This window comes from Culturomica sp., from assembly GCF_003524185.1.
Taxonomy (GTDB): Bacteria; Bacteroidota; Bacteroidia; order Bacteroidales; family Marinifilaceae; genus Culturomica; species Culturomica massiliensis.
On the sequence record NZ_DOED01000001.1, the window covers coordinates 85,834 to 100,382 of the forward strand.

Annotated in this window: 8 protein-coding genes and 1 tRNA gene; 7 read left to right on the forward strand and 2 right to left on the reverse strand. The window is 43.9% G+C overall.

What is annotated here, in order from left to right; translation table 11 throughout:
• Nucleotides 1-20 precede the first annotated feature (20 nt).
• Together DD657_RS00330 and DD657_RS00335 are read left to right on the forward strand one after the other, a co-directional pair.
• Complete coding sequence (locus DD657_RS00330; RefSeq protein ID WP_021987158.1) at nucleotides 21-401, forward strand: hypothetical protein; 381 nt, start codon at nucleotides 21-23, stop codon at nucleotides 399-401.
• A gap of 52 nt (nucleotides 402-453) precedes the next feature.
• Entirely contained in the window at nucleotides 454-858 is a 405-nt protein-coding gene (locus tag DD657_RS00335) for an HsmA family protein (protein ID WP_021987157.1), read from the forward strand.
• A gap of 55 nt (nucleotides 859-913) precedes the next feature.
• Here the strand turns inward: DD657_RS00335 and DD657_RS00340 are convergent, their stop codons facing one another.
• Together DD657_RS00340 and DD657_RS00345 are read right to left on the reverse strand one after the other, a co-directional pair.
• Nucleotides 914-1,291 (reverse strand): RidA family protein, encoded by a 378-nt coding sequence (locus DD657_RS00340; RefSeq protein WP_021987156.1) that lies wholly within the window; start codon nucleotides 1,289-1,291, stop codon nucleotides 914-916.
• A gap of 188 nt (nucleotides 1,292-1,479) precedes the next feature.
• A complete protein-coding gene (locus DD657_RS00345) occupies nucleotides 1,480-2,883 on the reverse strand; it encodes an alanine/glycine:cation symporter family protein (RefSeq protein WP_287047955.1) in 1,404 nt (467 codons plus the stop codon).
• A 103-nt stretch (nucleotides 2,884-2,986) separates the two neighbouring features.
• Between DD657_RS00345 and DD657_RS00350 the strand changes: the two genes are divergently transcribed.
• The 5 genes from DD657_RS00350 to DD657_RS00370 all read left to right on the forward strand — a co-directional run bounded on the left by DD657_RS00350 (nucleotide 2,987) and on the right by DD657_RS00370 (nucleotide 14,447).
• Entirely contained in the window at nucleotides 2,987-3,574 is a 588-nt protein-coding gene (locus tag DD657_RS00350) for a TetR/AcrR family transcriptional regulator (RefSeq protein WP_161945847.1), read from the forward strand.
• Nucleotides 3,575-3,628: 54 nt separating this feature from the next.
• Nucleotides 3,629-3,702 (forward strand) — tRNA-Pro (locus tag DD657_RS00355).
• A gap of 579 nt (nucleotides 3,703-4,281) precedes the next feature.
• The gene (locus DD657_RS00360; RefSeq protein WP_287047956.1) at nucleotides 4,282-11,331 is read left to right on the forward strand and encodes a T9SS type B sorting domain-containing protein; all 7,050 of its coding nucleotides are present in this window, start codon (nucleotides 4,282-4,284) and stop codon (nucleotides 11,329-11,331) included.
• A 4-nt stretch (nucleotides 11,332-11,335) separates the two neighbouring features.
• Nucleotides 11,336-12,868: a hypothetical protein gene (locus DD657_RS00365; protein WP_287047957.1), complete on the forward strand. Its 1,533-nt coding sequence runs from the start codon at nucleotides 11,336-11,338 to the stop codon at nucleotides 12,866-12,868.
• A gap of 4 nt (nucleotides 12,869-12,872) precedes the next feature.
• Nucleotides 12,873-14,447, forward strand: coding sequence for a hypothetical protein (locus tag DD657_RS00370; RefSeq protein WP_287047958.1), 1,575 nt, complete (start codon nucleotides 12,873-12,875; stop codon nucleotides 14,445-14,447).
• Nucleotides 14,448-14,549 lie beyond the last annotated feature (102 nt).

The following is a 14,549-nucleotide window of genomic DNA, read 5'->3' on the forward strand; positions in this document are numbered from 1 at the left end:
ACAAAATAATTAGTCAGTTTATGCTTTCAAGAGATCTCATTGCTACAGTAATCAAAACATTTTTTGAGGAACTGGATGATGTCCGGGACGGAGGAAAACGAAACGGAGACGAGTCGCTGTACGCCGGATTTTATTCCTCGTATTTTGCCAGGGACCGGGATTGGTTTATTCAGGCCTCGGTTAAGGAAATTACCACTTTTTTTGCAGACGATCCGATTTATAAGCTGGAAATGCTGACCGAATTGATCTACCGGGATGCCCGGAGGTTGACGGATGCGGAAATCCAGGGGGCTATGTATCGGAAGATTATAGAGTTGTACGATGTTATCGATGCGCGGAGCATGGAGTTTTCGGTAGAACGGATGAACCGGGTAGCGGAGTTGAAACAATTGCTGGGATAAAACTAAGTTTATTCCGTATACGTAATACAGGGAAAACCAATATTACGAGAATATGCATCTTACCTCTTATGATGATCAGTTTTTATTAGCGGCTATCGTTATTATTTCGATGGCCTTGATTTTTTATTCGGTAGGTGTCTGGAGCGAGCGGATACAAGGACGTTTGAAAGGCTGGCATGTGGTCGCTTTCGGCTTGGGGTTGTTGTGTGATTTTGTCGGTACTGCTTTTATGGCCGAGTTGGTGAGGTTGACGGGACACGACAATAGCCTGCATGCCACATTGGGAAGTATAGCGATATTCCTGATGGCCATTCATGCCGGCTGGGCTTTTTGGACTTTCCGGAAAGGGACACCCCGTATGAAACATAATTTCAGCCGGTTCAGTATAGCCGTTTGGAGTATCTGGCTGATTCCTTATTTTCTGGGGATGTATCTGGGAATGAAAACGCAGTTGTAAACGGGGCTAATGTGCTGCGGCAGAGAATATGCCGGCACATTAGCTTTATTTGTATTTATTTTGCAGCAATGGTTTCTATTTCAACCAATGCCCCCATAGGCAATGATTTCACGGCAAAAGCTGCACGGGCAGGACAGTCTTTGGTGTAGTATCTGGCATATACCTCATTCATGGCAGCAAAATCACTGATGTCACTCAACAAACAGGTTGATTTTACGACATGATCGAAAGTATATCCGGCTTCTTCCAGAATGTAGCCTATATTTTTCAGTGCCTGTTCGGTTTGTTCTTTGATACCGCCTTCGGCAAATTTGCCGGTGGACGCGTCGATCGGAAGCTGACCGCTGATATAAAGTGTACCGTTGACTTCTACTGCCTGGCTATAGGGGCCGATGGCTTTCGGTGCTTTCGGAGAGTTGATGATTTTTTTCATAATCTTTTTGTTAATGATTGATTGTTATTTTAACGTTTTGTTTTCCACATTTTTTCCTGTCTTTACGGACATGTTTTATTTTGTACAAAAGTAGGAACTTAAAATTAAAAGTCAAGTCCCACAATTCAAAAATCGAAGACGTTTATTGTTATGCGACATAGCAAACCGCCTTTATCGGCGGTGTACTTTTATTTCCATTCTGTTACCTCTTCCCCGAGTTCGGGAATAGCAGAGGCATGAAATACGGGGCTCTTGATACCGGCTTTTTTCTGACGGTTATAATCTCCCAATGCTTTAAAGGCGATTTTACTGAGCAGGATAATGGCGATGAGGTTGGTCAGCGTCATTATCGCCATGAATAAATCAGCCAGATTCCACACCAGATCAAGTCCGGCGAGAGAGCCGAATAATACCATTGCGCCTACAGCAATGCGGTATAATTGTAAATAAAAAGGTTTTGAGGAAATAAAAAACAAGTTGGTTTCACAGTAGGAATAATTGCCTACAATGGAACTGAAAGCAAAAAGCAGGATACATACGGCAATAAACGGGCTGCCGAAAGCTCCGATTTCATTCGAAAGGGCTGCCTGAGTCAGTTGTATCCCTTTTAAACCGCTTTCTGCCGAGAGATCGGAGAGCAGAATGATAAATGAAGTACAACTGCAAATAATGAGGGTGTCGGTAAAAACGCTCAAAGCCTGAATAAGGCCTTGTTTGGCCGGATGACTGACCGTGGCTGTGGCTGCTGCATTGGGAGCCGATCCCATGCCGGCTTCGTTGGAAAATAGTCCCCGGCGGACTCCTTGCATAATCGTTGCTCCCAGACCACCGCCGATTACTTGTTCGAATCCGAATGCATTGGCGAAAATATGTTCGAAAAGGGCAGGGATATGGGTGATATTGATCGATAAAATAAACACAGCTACCAGCATATAGGCAATAGCCATGATGGGAACGATGATTCCCGATACCCTGGCTACCCGATGAATACCGCCGAATATGGTCAGAAAAGTGAAAAATGTCAGTATAATGGCCAACCAGATTCTGCTGAATCCGAAACTTTCATTAAATGCCAGAGAGATGGTGTTGGCCTGAACGGAATTGAATACCAGTCCGAAAGTGACAATGATAATCAATGCAAAAAGAGTACCCATCCATTTCTTTTTCAAGCCTTTTTTCATGTAAAAAGCGGGACCGCCGATAAATGATTTTTCTCCTTTTTCTTTATATATCTGGGCCAGGGTTGATTCGACGAATGCAGAAGCCGAACCGATCAAGGCAATCAGCCACATCCAGAAAACGGCTCCCGGTCCTCCTAGGGCTATGGCTGTCGCTACACCCGCTAAATTACCGGTTCCTACTCTGGAAGCCGTGGCGATGCAGAATGCCTGAAAGGAGGATACGGAGTTTTTGCTGTTACTCCCTGCAATTCCTTCTCCCAATAAACGAAACATTTCACGGATTTTCCGGAATTGTACGAAACGTGTCCGGAAGGTGAAATATAAACCGGCACCGATCAGCGGGATAATGATCAGGAATGTCCATATCCAGTCGTTGAGCATAATAACCCAATTATTCAATGTTTCTTGCATAGCATATTGTTTTATTTACAAATATACGCCGGATGATTAAAAATGATTGAATTTTTGCGTATTAAATTTATCGTTTTTATCTTTGATGAACAATAGTTCAATAATGAAAACAAAAGAACTGATTAAAGAAAAGACGTGGTGTTTGTTGCTGGAAAAGGGGTACGACGGCGTTTCGGTTTCGGATATTTGCAAGGCGACAGAGATGGCCCGTGGTTTGTTGTACCATTATTTTCGCAATAAAGAAGACCTGTTCGGCGAAATCGTACAGGATGTATTTATCCGCTATTATCAATTGGACCGGGACGTTTTAAAAGCGAATGCCATCGGTGAAATGATTGTTTTTGCTTCCCGTTTCCTGACCGATATCTTTCAGGGTTTACCGGCAGGAGCAGGACGGCAGTTGACTGTGGCAGACGGTTTCCTTTTGCTTTATCAGGCTGCGGAGCATGATGAGGCGTTTGCCCGGCAACTGAAAAAAAACAAAGAAGATTGGTTTGCCGTTTGGAAAACGGCTTTATTGAACAGTTTTGCCAAAGGCGAATTGCGCAGCGGCTTGAATATGGAATCTGTGGCCCGTCATTTCGTATATATAGTTCAGGGAGGTATAATAGCCACAACGAAAGAGGGGCAGGACACGGTTTATGAAATCGAGAAAGGACTGTGGGAATTTTTTGAAATCATAAAAAGATAATTTGTTTTGTATTTTTGATTTCTATTGTTACTTTTGTGGCTCGAAAACAAGAATCGGGGCGTAGCGCAGTCCGGTAGCGCATCTGCTTTGGGAGCAGAGGGGCGCAGGTTCGAATCCTGTCACCCCGACTGATAAAGAGCCAGTTACGAATGTAGCTGGTTTTTTCTTTTCTGCGATTTTCTGTGGTTTTGTACACTTTGTTTAAACTGAGGTTTAAACCGGAAGGCCAACGATGGTTTTTAAGTCATTTCAGAAATTTTTTACCAATGTTTTAGGTTGTAGTTATGAATCTCTTTGTTGTATAAGGATTGGATATGGTTATAAGTTTTATTTGGTTATTTTTGTATTTTTAAGAACTTTTTTAGATGTATTTTCACAGGGATTGTTTTATATTTTGATATAATTTCTTCTGCCTTTAAATTTGACTATATTCCCATTATATTGATTTACTGCTGAATGGTAATTAGCCCCCTGGATAGAAGGCTGTTTTAAATTTACAACAATCCGTCTTTTTGGTATAACAATCGTCTTTTGTATAAGCTCTACTTTTATATCGTAAAAAATAAGTGTCATCTTTTAGTGGGTGTAGCAATAGTCGTCTCACGAATTAAGTAGTGTTTATGTATAGAACGATAGGGTTAAGTTGTTTATTTTTATTTGCCTGGCTTGTCGTTTCGGCACAAGAGGATACAAGAATTCAAGTACATATGGATGCAAATGTGAAAATTTGCGTCGGTGAAAAAATAGTGCTTACCTGTCCGGATTCAATACCCGCAAGAAAAGTGCTTACTTATGAGTGGTTCGAGTATAGGGGTGCGAATGACTCCGTGATGATAAGTACGGGGCGTTCTGTGACGGTACAGCCTTTGAGGGAGACAAGCTACCGTCTGATTATCCAATATCTCGATATGGATAATAATTTGATTCGATACGGAGATTTCGAGGGGATTCCGGATGGTCCGGGAGGTCTGTTTCCGAATCAGGATTCTCTGCCTTTTAAAACGGATTATACCTGGACTGCGGCTGGGGGGGATAGAGCTTTATGGCCGGAAGGTGTCTTTAAGTTTGCTGCTAATTCGAATACTTATCATTTTCATTTCTTTGACCGGAAAGATCATACGACGGGGAAGGGAAAGATGATGGTGATCAACGGGCATCCTTTAAAAAATGCAAAAGTATGGCAGCAAAATATTACCGGTATACGGCCTGGTACGGAATATGCTTTTTCGGTGTGGGGTATGAATGTTTCTACTGGAGCAAAACCTCGGTTTCAGTTCAGTATTTCGAAAGACGATAATTATAATGTTGTAGGAGGAATGTATGAAACTTTTTCCCCAAAAAACGACTGGACTTCTTTGTTTAGAATGTGGAACGCTCCTGTTGGTTGGGCGAATGCTTGTATTACATTGATTGACCAGACGACAGAACATTCCGGCAATGATTTTGCCGTAGACGATTTTGTTTTTGCACCCGTATTGAATTTGACCGGAAAGATAACGTTGCAATTGATTCCGCGTTTTAATATGGATAAAATGGCCGACCGGGACGTATGTGCCGGGACGAATGTCAACGTTCAGCCTGTTATCTATGGGGAGGCTAATGTATATGAGTGGTATAAAGATGGGGTTAAGCTGGATGGAAAAAACACTTTAAATTTGTTGTTGAATAAGGTAAAAAGGGATGATTCCGGAGTTTACGAATGTAAAGTTTCCGGTGGCGTTTGCGGAGAAGGTTCGGGACGGTTTACGCTGGCTGTTCAGGATTCGTTGATATTGGAACCGTTGAATAATCTGGACGTTTGTCGTGCTAACGAAGCTTTTTGGCGGGTAGTTGTAAAGGAGGGACATGCAGAGCGTTATCAGTGGAGCCAACCGGCTCAAGCCCAGAACTGGGTAGGTCAATATTCGGACGGTTATCTGAAACAGCAGGTTGTAGCTGCCGATAGCGGAATATATACCTGTACGGTAAGCAGCAAATGCGGAAATCGCCTTGTTTCTGCTCGATTAGGGGTTTATCCGGATATCGAGGTGGTTGAAATTTCCAAAGGAGGCACGTATTGTCCGGGGACTTCAGTGACCTTGACCGGAAAGATCAACCGGCCTGCAATATTCAGTTGGATTTGGGGTCAGGAGTCTGGTAATATCCGTTTGGAGTTTTCGGATACTTTAGTGACGATACCAGACGGAACAGATATAACCTATACGTTTTTTGTAAATGATACTCTTTGCCGGAAATCACTTGCTCCTGTGGTTCAGCTTTTTTTGAAGGATACATTGAAAAGTCTGACACTTGAAGATGAACGTACGGTATGTGAAAACTCGAATGTGACGGTTTCCCCGGAAGCCAGGGGAGGAGAAAATCTGGTGTGGAGTTGGGAAGGACCTCATGGCTTTGTTTCTGCTGTCAAAGTATTGAAAATAGATGCTTTCCGGAAAGAGCAGAGCGGATTTTACCGGTTGACGGTGACCGATGATTGTGGAAACAGTCTGACTGATTCTATAAATATAACCGTGATAGAGGAGTTCGGTTCGCCGGTGATTTCCGGTGATTTGAACGTGTGTTTGGGAGAAAACGGGGAATTACGGGTAGTAGGTGGAGTGAACGGTTTGAAGTATGAATGGACGACTCCTACCGGTAGGAAAGTGTTATCGTCGGTATTGACTTTAAATCGGATCCGGGCCCAGGATACAGGTTTGTATGTTTGCCGTCTGACTTCTGTTTGTGGAAATCATATTGATTTGCAAACCCATGTGTCGCTTTATCCTCCGGTATCGGTAGAGGCTCCGGATCGGCCTTTGGAGGTGTGCGAGGGGGAGCGGGTAGAGTTTACGGTAACGGTCAGACCGGAGGAGCATTATGTGTGGATGAGAAACGGTGTACAGGTTGGAACGGCTGACCGGTCCTATGTGATTGCGGCGGCAACTGCCGCGGATGACGGTGTGTTTGAATGTGTAGTATCGTCTCCTTGCGGAGAGAGTAAGATTTTAAGATATGTATTGGTTGTACATAAAACGACTGTTATTACCGGTAAGAGTGATGATTTTTACGTTACCCCCGGAGCAAATGTGAATATGTTTGTACGGGCTGAAGGTTCTGATTTGACTTATCAATGGAGAAAAGTGGGGGGCGGAAATGTCGGATTAGGGGATCCTTCTTTGGTGTATGATGCCGTGACGCTTGAGAATGCCGGGACTTATATTTGTACGGTAACCGGCCGCTGCGGAAGGGCGGAGGCTACTATCCGTCTGAACGTAGGGGATTTTAATGAGGTAACGGCTGATCAGCAGGTTTTCCTTTGTGTCGGTTCGGCTTATTCTTATACGGCTGCATTGCGTCCGGCCGGTTGTACGCAGACGGCTAATTTGGTGTATAGTTGGAAAGGGCCGGACGGACGGGAGGTGAGTAATACGAAGGCTTTGGTTTTGTCGGATGTAACGACTGCAACAGCCGGTGTATATACCTGTACGATTGCCGGTACATGCGGAACGGCGACTTTGCGTTTGACAGCTACAGTTTATGAGAATCCGGTGTTGTCTGTGACTCCTGCTGCGGATACCCTGTGTGAAGGTGAGAGTGTGAATATGTCGGCGGCTGTGAATGCCAATGCCGGGAATTATATGTTCGAATGGCGGCATGAAGGACTGCTTTTGGGAACGACTGTAGAACAGCATATTATCCGCGATGTAACTCTGAGTGATGCGGGACAATACGTATGTAAAGTGTCTGCCCATTGCGGTGAAGACCGGGATACGGTGCGATTAACGGTCCGGAAAGGATTGAAGATATTAAACAGACCGGCTGATTTGACTTTGTGTAAAGGAAATGCTGCGGAGTTAAAGGTGGAAGCTAGCGGAGATAGTGTCGTATATGCCTGGGGTGGGCCTGTTGCTGGTGAATGGAGTGCTCCGGATGCGGCTGTTTACCGCAACGCAAGTGTTTCACAGGACGCGACGGGGCAATATCGTTGTGTGGTAAGCAGTCGTTGTGGAACCGATACATTATATGTCCGTGTGGATGTCGAAAAAGACCTGGAATTAGTAAGCAGAACTCCGAATCTGGCTGCCTGTATCGGAGAGAAGGACGTGACGCTTTGGGCCCGGGTAAATCTGGACGGTGCCCGTTGGATCTGGACTTTTCCGGACGGGCGGATTTTTACGACACCGGAAGTTCCGCTTGATCCGATAACGACGGCAGACCGGGGACGCTATGTCTTTCAGATCGAGAGTCCACGGGGATGTTCGGTTTTGAAAGATAGTATCGGTATCGGCGTATATAATGAACCCGGTCCGTTGACAGTCAGTCCGGCGGATGCTTTTGTATGTGAGGGAAGTGTAGCCCGTTTTGAGGCGGCTATGCCCGGAACGGAGGTGGTGTATTCATGGATGGGGCCGGGAAGATTTACAGCAGATACAGCAATAATTATCGTTGAAGATGTGACAATGGCTAAGACGGGAAGTTACCAGGTTATTGCCCGTGATATTTGTAAACATGAAAGAGTGGCGGCGGTGAATTTGTCGTTAAATGAGGAGCTGGATCGGTTGACAATCAGTTCCGATACGGCAGTCTGTTTGTTTTCAGATGTGAAATTTACTGTCGGTGGCGGTTATCCGGGTATGAGTTATACCTGGTTTTTTAACGGAAATCAGGTCGGAACGGATGCTGTATTGAAATTAGATAATGTAGAAGAACGAGATGCCGGAGAATATACTTGCCGGATCGGTAATACATGCGGGACGGTTGAAAAGACGGTCCGGCTGACTATTTTACAACCTCTTGAATTTAGTTTGGTGACGCCAGCCTATATAGAAGCCTGTATCGGAGAGACGGTTGTATTTGGAGTGCAGGCGGACGGGACCCATGTTGAATACCGTTGGCAGAAGACCGGAACCGATGTGGGAACTATGGATTCTTTGCTTGTCCTTAGCGATATTGAGGCTTGGGAAGGCGGAATTTATACCTGTTCTATTTCTTCCGTTTGCGGTACGGAAGACGCGGAGTTTGAACTGAAGGTGAAGCCGCAAACCCGGATCACCGGACGTTCGCCCGATAAGTATGTTTCTATGAATGATTCTTTGCAGTTGTTTATCATTACCGAAGGGGTTCATAATACCTTTGAATGGAAGAAGGAAGAAAACGTGATCGGCCGCGATTCGGTGTTGAATATACCGGATGTGGGGTCTGTTGTACGGGATGTAGTTTATCAGGCGAAAGCAGAAGGGGATTGTGGGATTGATTCTGTTTCTTTCTTATTGAGAATCGGGGATTATATCCATGTACCCATTTTGGGAGGTGAGGCAGATACAATATGCGAAGGAAGTAATTATGCTTACGCTGCAGAGCTTGTGCCTTACGGATGTTACGGTGGAGAACCGGTTTCTTACCTTTGGAAAAAGGTGGAAGGGGGAACAGAAATTGAAATAGAGAGTGATATGACTTCTGCTTTATTCAAGATTAAAGAAGCAACGCCTGTAGATACCGGACTTTACCGATGTGTGATCAAATACCGGGGATGTCCTATAGATGGCGGGGATACGTTGCATGTACGTGATACGTTGTTTGAATTGCGCCTGGCTATGATCGAGGTGCCGAAACTTATTTCGATCTCCCCCAAGGATACAACGGTGACTGAAGGTTTTGAACACCGGATTAAAGTAGAAGCGGGAGGTGATGTTATATTTTATGGCTGGCAAAAGGATGATACAGTTGCGCTTCCTCAGAAAGGAACATCTTTACAATTTTTGCCGGTAAAATTTGAAGATGCCGGGGTATATCGGGTGACGATAGAGAATAAGTGTAGCCGGGTTTCAGCTACTTCCCGTCTGAAAGTGACTCAAAAAACGGTGATTATCTCTCCTATGGATAACACCGTGGGCGTATGCCGCAGCAGCGATACAACATTGAGGGTGGATGCTATAGGTACGAATCTGATATACAGATGGTATGCTGAAGGGCGTTTGATGGCGTCTTCCCGGCATAATGAATATACATTGAGGAATGTGGATAAGGCAATTAAAATTTCATGTGTTGTAGAGGGTAAAGGAGGAACCGATACCTGTTCTTTCCGGGTAAGTGTGTTGGAGTTACCGAAAGTGGCTGTTGACGGAGCGGTGTTAATCTGCCGATCGGCAGAAAGTTATTTGCAGGAATATACGGCTGTAAGTCCGCAGACCGACGAATTGATGTGGAATTGGCAGTTAAATAAAGGAATGATTCGTTCGCAGGCGGGGAAACCGCAGGTAGAGGTGTATTGGAACGGTGAAGACGGGGCTGCCGTTACTGTAACGGCTGTTTCCCGGAATACGGGATGTTCTGCCCGTTCTACTTTAGCTGTCGGATATGTTTCACTTCCGGAGGTATGGCTGGATTTACCGGAAACGGTCGGTTATTGTATTGATTCTCTGGTATTGAACAGGGCATGGCCGTTGGGAGGTGCTTTTGTTTCGGAGGGAGATACGATTCATGCACTCGGTTTTTATGTGAAAGATAAGAGATATGAGGTAAAGTACGTCTATACCGATCCCTTGACCCGTTGCAGCAATGAAGCGCTTCAGCGGTTGGATATCGATGTGGAACCGAAAATCCGGTTGGCTAAGCGGAATGATACGACCGGGGTCTGCCGTCCGCTGACTTTGGCTGTGGCTTCGCATACCCCTGGAACGATTACCTGGAAAGGAAGCGGATTGTATTTAGATACGACCGATCTTTTGAATCCTTTGTTTGTTCCGGAAGAAGCCGATGCAGAGCATGTGTATTATGAAGCGACGGTAACGGATGCCTATGATTGCGAGGCTTCGGATTATACGCGTATTCGGGTGGTTTATTTGCCCCGGGTAACGGCAATGCGGGATACCGTTATTGGTAACTGCGGGGAGGAACCTGTAGATTTGACATTGAATGCGCAGTACATTACCTCCTATTTTGACCGAATGGCCTGGTTGCCGGCTGATCAGGTAGAGCTTCAAGCTGATTATTCCGGAAAAGTATCGGATATGTTTCCGGGAAAGAATGTGTTTGTTGTGGAGGTGTATGATGTGTTCGGTTGTACCGGAGAAGATTCGGTTGGGGTAACTTTGTCTACCGGGCCTGATGTGGCTGATCGTGAAATTTGTTTGGGTGATTCTATCCGGGTGGATCAATCGGGTTATATTGATTTTAATTGGAGTGACGGTTACACTTTGCCACAACGCTTGATAACCCAGGTGGGAACCGATACCTTGTGGGTAAAAGATGAGTTTGGATGTGAAGGAACAGCTGTGTATACGGTACGTTCGCTACCGGAGACAAATCTGGTCGATACTTTCCTTTTGCGCGGACACCGTTTGGAATTACCGTTAGAGTTGAATCCGGATTACGGACCTTACGATATTGTGTGGCAGGACGGTAGTGCAGTTATTGTCTATATCGCCGAACGTGAGGGAGAATATTGGGTGAGGGTAACGGATAATATCGGTTGTACGGTCACGGATACGGCAAGGCTTACTTTTATAGAAGGTATTTATGCTCCCAACGCTTTTCTCCCGGAGAGTCACGGTGAAAATTCCCGCTTTTATTTGAAGGAGGTAAATTTTATCGGTGATTTCGAGATGTATATTTATAACCGGTGGGGTGAGTTGATTTTTAAGACAAATGAGATCGGATTTAACGGAGGATGGAACGGTACTTTTAACGGAAAGAAATGTGATGTCGGCACTTATGTATGGGTTGCTTTTAATAATGGTAAACGCTTGGGGAGGGGGACTGTAACTTTAATAAAATAACGAGATGAAAAGGTATATTTTTATTATGGGGTGTATTGGGCTGTTTATGGGTATCCTGAACGGCTGTTCTCCGGTGACAGAAAATATTCCGGACCCGGATTTTAAACCGGACGCCTTGATTTCTTTGGGCGATAATACCATTTCTGTGTGGGATTTGATTGGAAAGGGAGAACCTCAATCGTCTGAGGGTGGAGAAGAAATACATATAACCTTACAGTATTTACAGGAGAATGCACTTACTATTCCCGCAGTGGCTTTATATAATATCAGTGCGGATACATTGCTTCATGCTCCTTATTTTCAGGTGGATGCCACCAGTGGCATCGAATTCGGAGTACCTTTGGAAAAGGAAGTCAAGTTCCGGCATTTGGATACGATTTGGCTGACGACAATTCCGCAGGGCGTAAATATCAAGCATATGGAGGATGTAGCTGATTTGGAATATGTGTTTCCTTATACCGGTTTTGAATACCGGGTAGAGATAACTCTGAAAAATATTTTTGTGCGCGGAACCCGGGAGGCGTTGAAGATCAGTGAGGTTATAAATAAAGACAATCAGAAAGGAATCCGGCGTAAGGTGACGAAAGAGTTTGATATCGATTTATCGAAAGGAAATTTACTGGAAGTGGAAACGCGTGTCGTTATTGCTGCTAAAGCTGTTTTATTTGAACCCCAGACGATTTATTTATTTATAAAGTCGCTGAATATGAAACTGGAGAAAGCGGTCGGTTATTTCCCGATACCTCCTTTGCAATTGGATAGCAACAATTTGAAAATGAATCTGGATGTCCTGGCGAATTTATCCAATGCCTTCGATATTGCTTCTCCGAGGTATTATTTGATCGTTCGCAATAAAGGGCTGGGGTTGCCTGCCGAAGTGGATGATTTAAGATTACATGCGACGAATGTGGCCGGTACCCGGAGTGTGGAATTGAGAAGTTACGAAGAGATGGCTTTTGAGGCAAATACAGAAAATGTTTTGCGAGTAGATACTTTTGTATTTACACCCGATAATTCCAATCTGGTCGAATTCCTTTCTTTACCTCCTCACGGGAATATCGACTATAACGGTACGATTCGGTTTAATCCGAACGGCAGACCTGCTGAAGACAATGTAATCTATGCGGACGGGTTATCACAGGTGGATTCGTATATTGAAGTGCCTATGGTGATGAAAGGGAACGCTTTGTTGTACCGGGATACGCTGGAAGGGTTTGACTTTAGCGGGAAAGAGTTTTCTGCGGCTCAGCTGACGGTGACGCCGACTACAGATATTCCTTTTACTATGTCGTTGTATCGGTTGGAATTTTATGATGGAGCAGGAAATATGCTGGAAAAGGTAGACTGGAACGAATCATTGATAAGCGGAAGAACGATAAGCCGGACGATTACTCCGGAGATGTTGGAAAAAATAACCGGAGCCACTTATGGTATTGGGATTGTGGGAGTTTCCCTTTCTGTAGATGTATTGGGTATTCGGCAAGATGCCGTTTTGAAATTGAATTATTCTTTATTAGGTGAAACGAAACACAATTGATAAGATGAGAATTGTTTTTGTGATTGTAAGCATATGTTTGTGCTGTAGCTGCGGAGACCGGGATCTGCTGGATTTTGATAAAATGGATAAACCCCAAGGGTGGGAACCGACTTTTTCATTTGTATTGGCGCGGGGAGATTTCTCTATGTGGGATCTTCTCAAAGAAAGCGCTTCAGATAGTGCAACTCTGAAAAAGGATGAGAACGGGCAGTTGTTGATCGAATACAAACGTCCTGAAATCTATACCATAGAAGTGGATGATTTGTATTCGATGAAAGCAGAAGATATGTTTTTTAACGGTAGTTTTCCGATCAATCGTTCTTATATTGATGCCGGAAAAGGAACTGTACAAAATCCTTATTACGATACGTTGCGTGTACCTTTCCAGTTAGAACAACTGTTACCGGAAGTTTCTATCCGGGAGGCTACGCTTTCTATTAAATCGATGACGTTTATTGTGATGAATAACGCCAATATTGGCGGGACGTTAACCGTAGTTTGTGAAAATCTGTATTCATTGGAAACCGGGGATAAAATTGCAATTCCTTTGACTTTAACACCGGGAAAGCCGACTACTTTTTATTCAACGGAAGTCCCTAATCTGAAAGCTGTGCTCAACGGTTCCGATATTGTTCCCTTGACTTTTGTATTGAAAGTGACGGATATTGCTCAAATGCAGAATAATCAAAATGTTTTGATCGATATTGCGACGGCTGGAGTAGATTATAAAAATGTGAATTTGTTTTTACCCTCCGCTGAAATACCGTTACCACAGAAAAGTTTTATACCGGAAATTGCTTTGCTCAATGATCTTTCCGGGGATTTTGAGTTTGTACGGCCTGAGTTGCAGATTACTGCCCGGACGAAAGGTTTAGGGGCTGATTTTTATCTGCGACCGATGGTTTTTACAGCTGTAAATGCCGGGAAAATGTTACAAACAGATGAAGTTTTTGGGTTTGCAGGAGAAAATCAAAATGTAAATGAAGTTTGTAATAATTTTTCTTATGATATTTCAAATTCTAATATACAGGAATTTACTGATGTATGGTCCGGAAACAAGATTGAATATGGCGGAGGAGAACTTCGTTATGGCGGAGGAGAGATGTGGCTGTATGCGGGAGGTAAGCTTATTTTTGATCTGACTTTGAAAATACCTTTGGAGCTTTCCGCTACAGAGTTGGTCTATTATGATACAATCCGTGATCTGAATCTGAAGAATGCTGACAAAATATTGGAAGCCCGGTTGAGAATGGTAGGGGAGAACGGGATTCAAATGGAATTTGGTATTCCGGAAGTGTTACTATTGGATGGGAATAATGGTTTGCTTGATCGTATTGTGAATGAAAATCCCGATCTTGTTTTTCCGGCAGCTAATGAAGCCGGTCCTGCAAACGGAAGTATTTTAATTGCATTTAATGAAAAAAATTTACGATATTTGGCTAAATCCAAACGGATTGTTTTAAAGATTGTAGCCAAATCTACACCCGGTAAAACTGCAGTCATAGATGCGATATCCAGGCTTACTCTGAGGTTGAATTTGGAAGCCCGGGTTGATATGGGGGGAGTGGTGTTCGATTAAAAGGTTTATTCAGTTGTGATTTACGATTTTCTTTTTTCGTAGGGCCGAATTATGTGTTTATTTTAAAATCATCGATTAAAATTTACAATTAAAACGTTCCTT

Bases quoted from the DNA above. Each gene is read 5' to 3' on its own strand.
- DD657_RS00330 (WP_021987158.1), top strand. From the start codon at position 21: ATGCTTTCAAGAGATCTCATTGCTACAGTAATCAAAACATTTTTTGAG.
- DD657_RS00370 (WP_287047958.1), top strand. From the start codon at position 12,873: ATGAGAATTGTTTTTGTGATTGTAAGCATATGTTTGTGCTGTAGCTGC.
- DD657_RS00335 (WP_021987157.1), top strand. From the start codon at position 454: ATGCATCTTACCTCTTATGATGATCAGTTTTTATTAGCGGCTATCGTT.
- DD657_RS00365 (WP_287047957.1), top strand. From the start codon at position 11,336: ATGAAAAGGTATATTTTTATTATGGGGTGTATTGGGCTGTTTATGGGT.
- DD657_RS00340 (WP_021987156.1), bottom strand. From the start codon at position 1,291: ATGAAAAAAATCATCAACTCTCCGAAAGCACCGAAAGCCATCGGCCCC.
- DD657_RS00360 (WP_287047956.1), top strand. From the start codon at position 4,282: ATGGATGCAAATGTGAAAATTTGCGTCGGTGAAAAAATAGTGCTTACC.
- DD657_RS00345 (WP_287047955.1), bottom strand. From the start codon at position 2,883: ATGCAAGAAACATTGAATAATTGGGTTATTATGCTCAACGACTGGATA.
- DD657_RS00350 (WP_161945847.1), top strand. From the start codon at position 2,987: ATGAAAACAAAAGAACTGATTAAAGAAAAGACGTGGTGTTTGTTGCTG.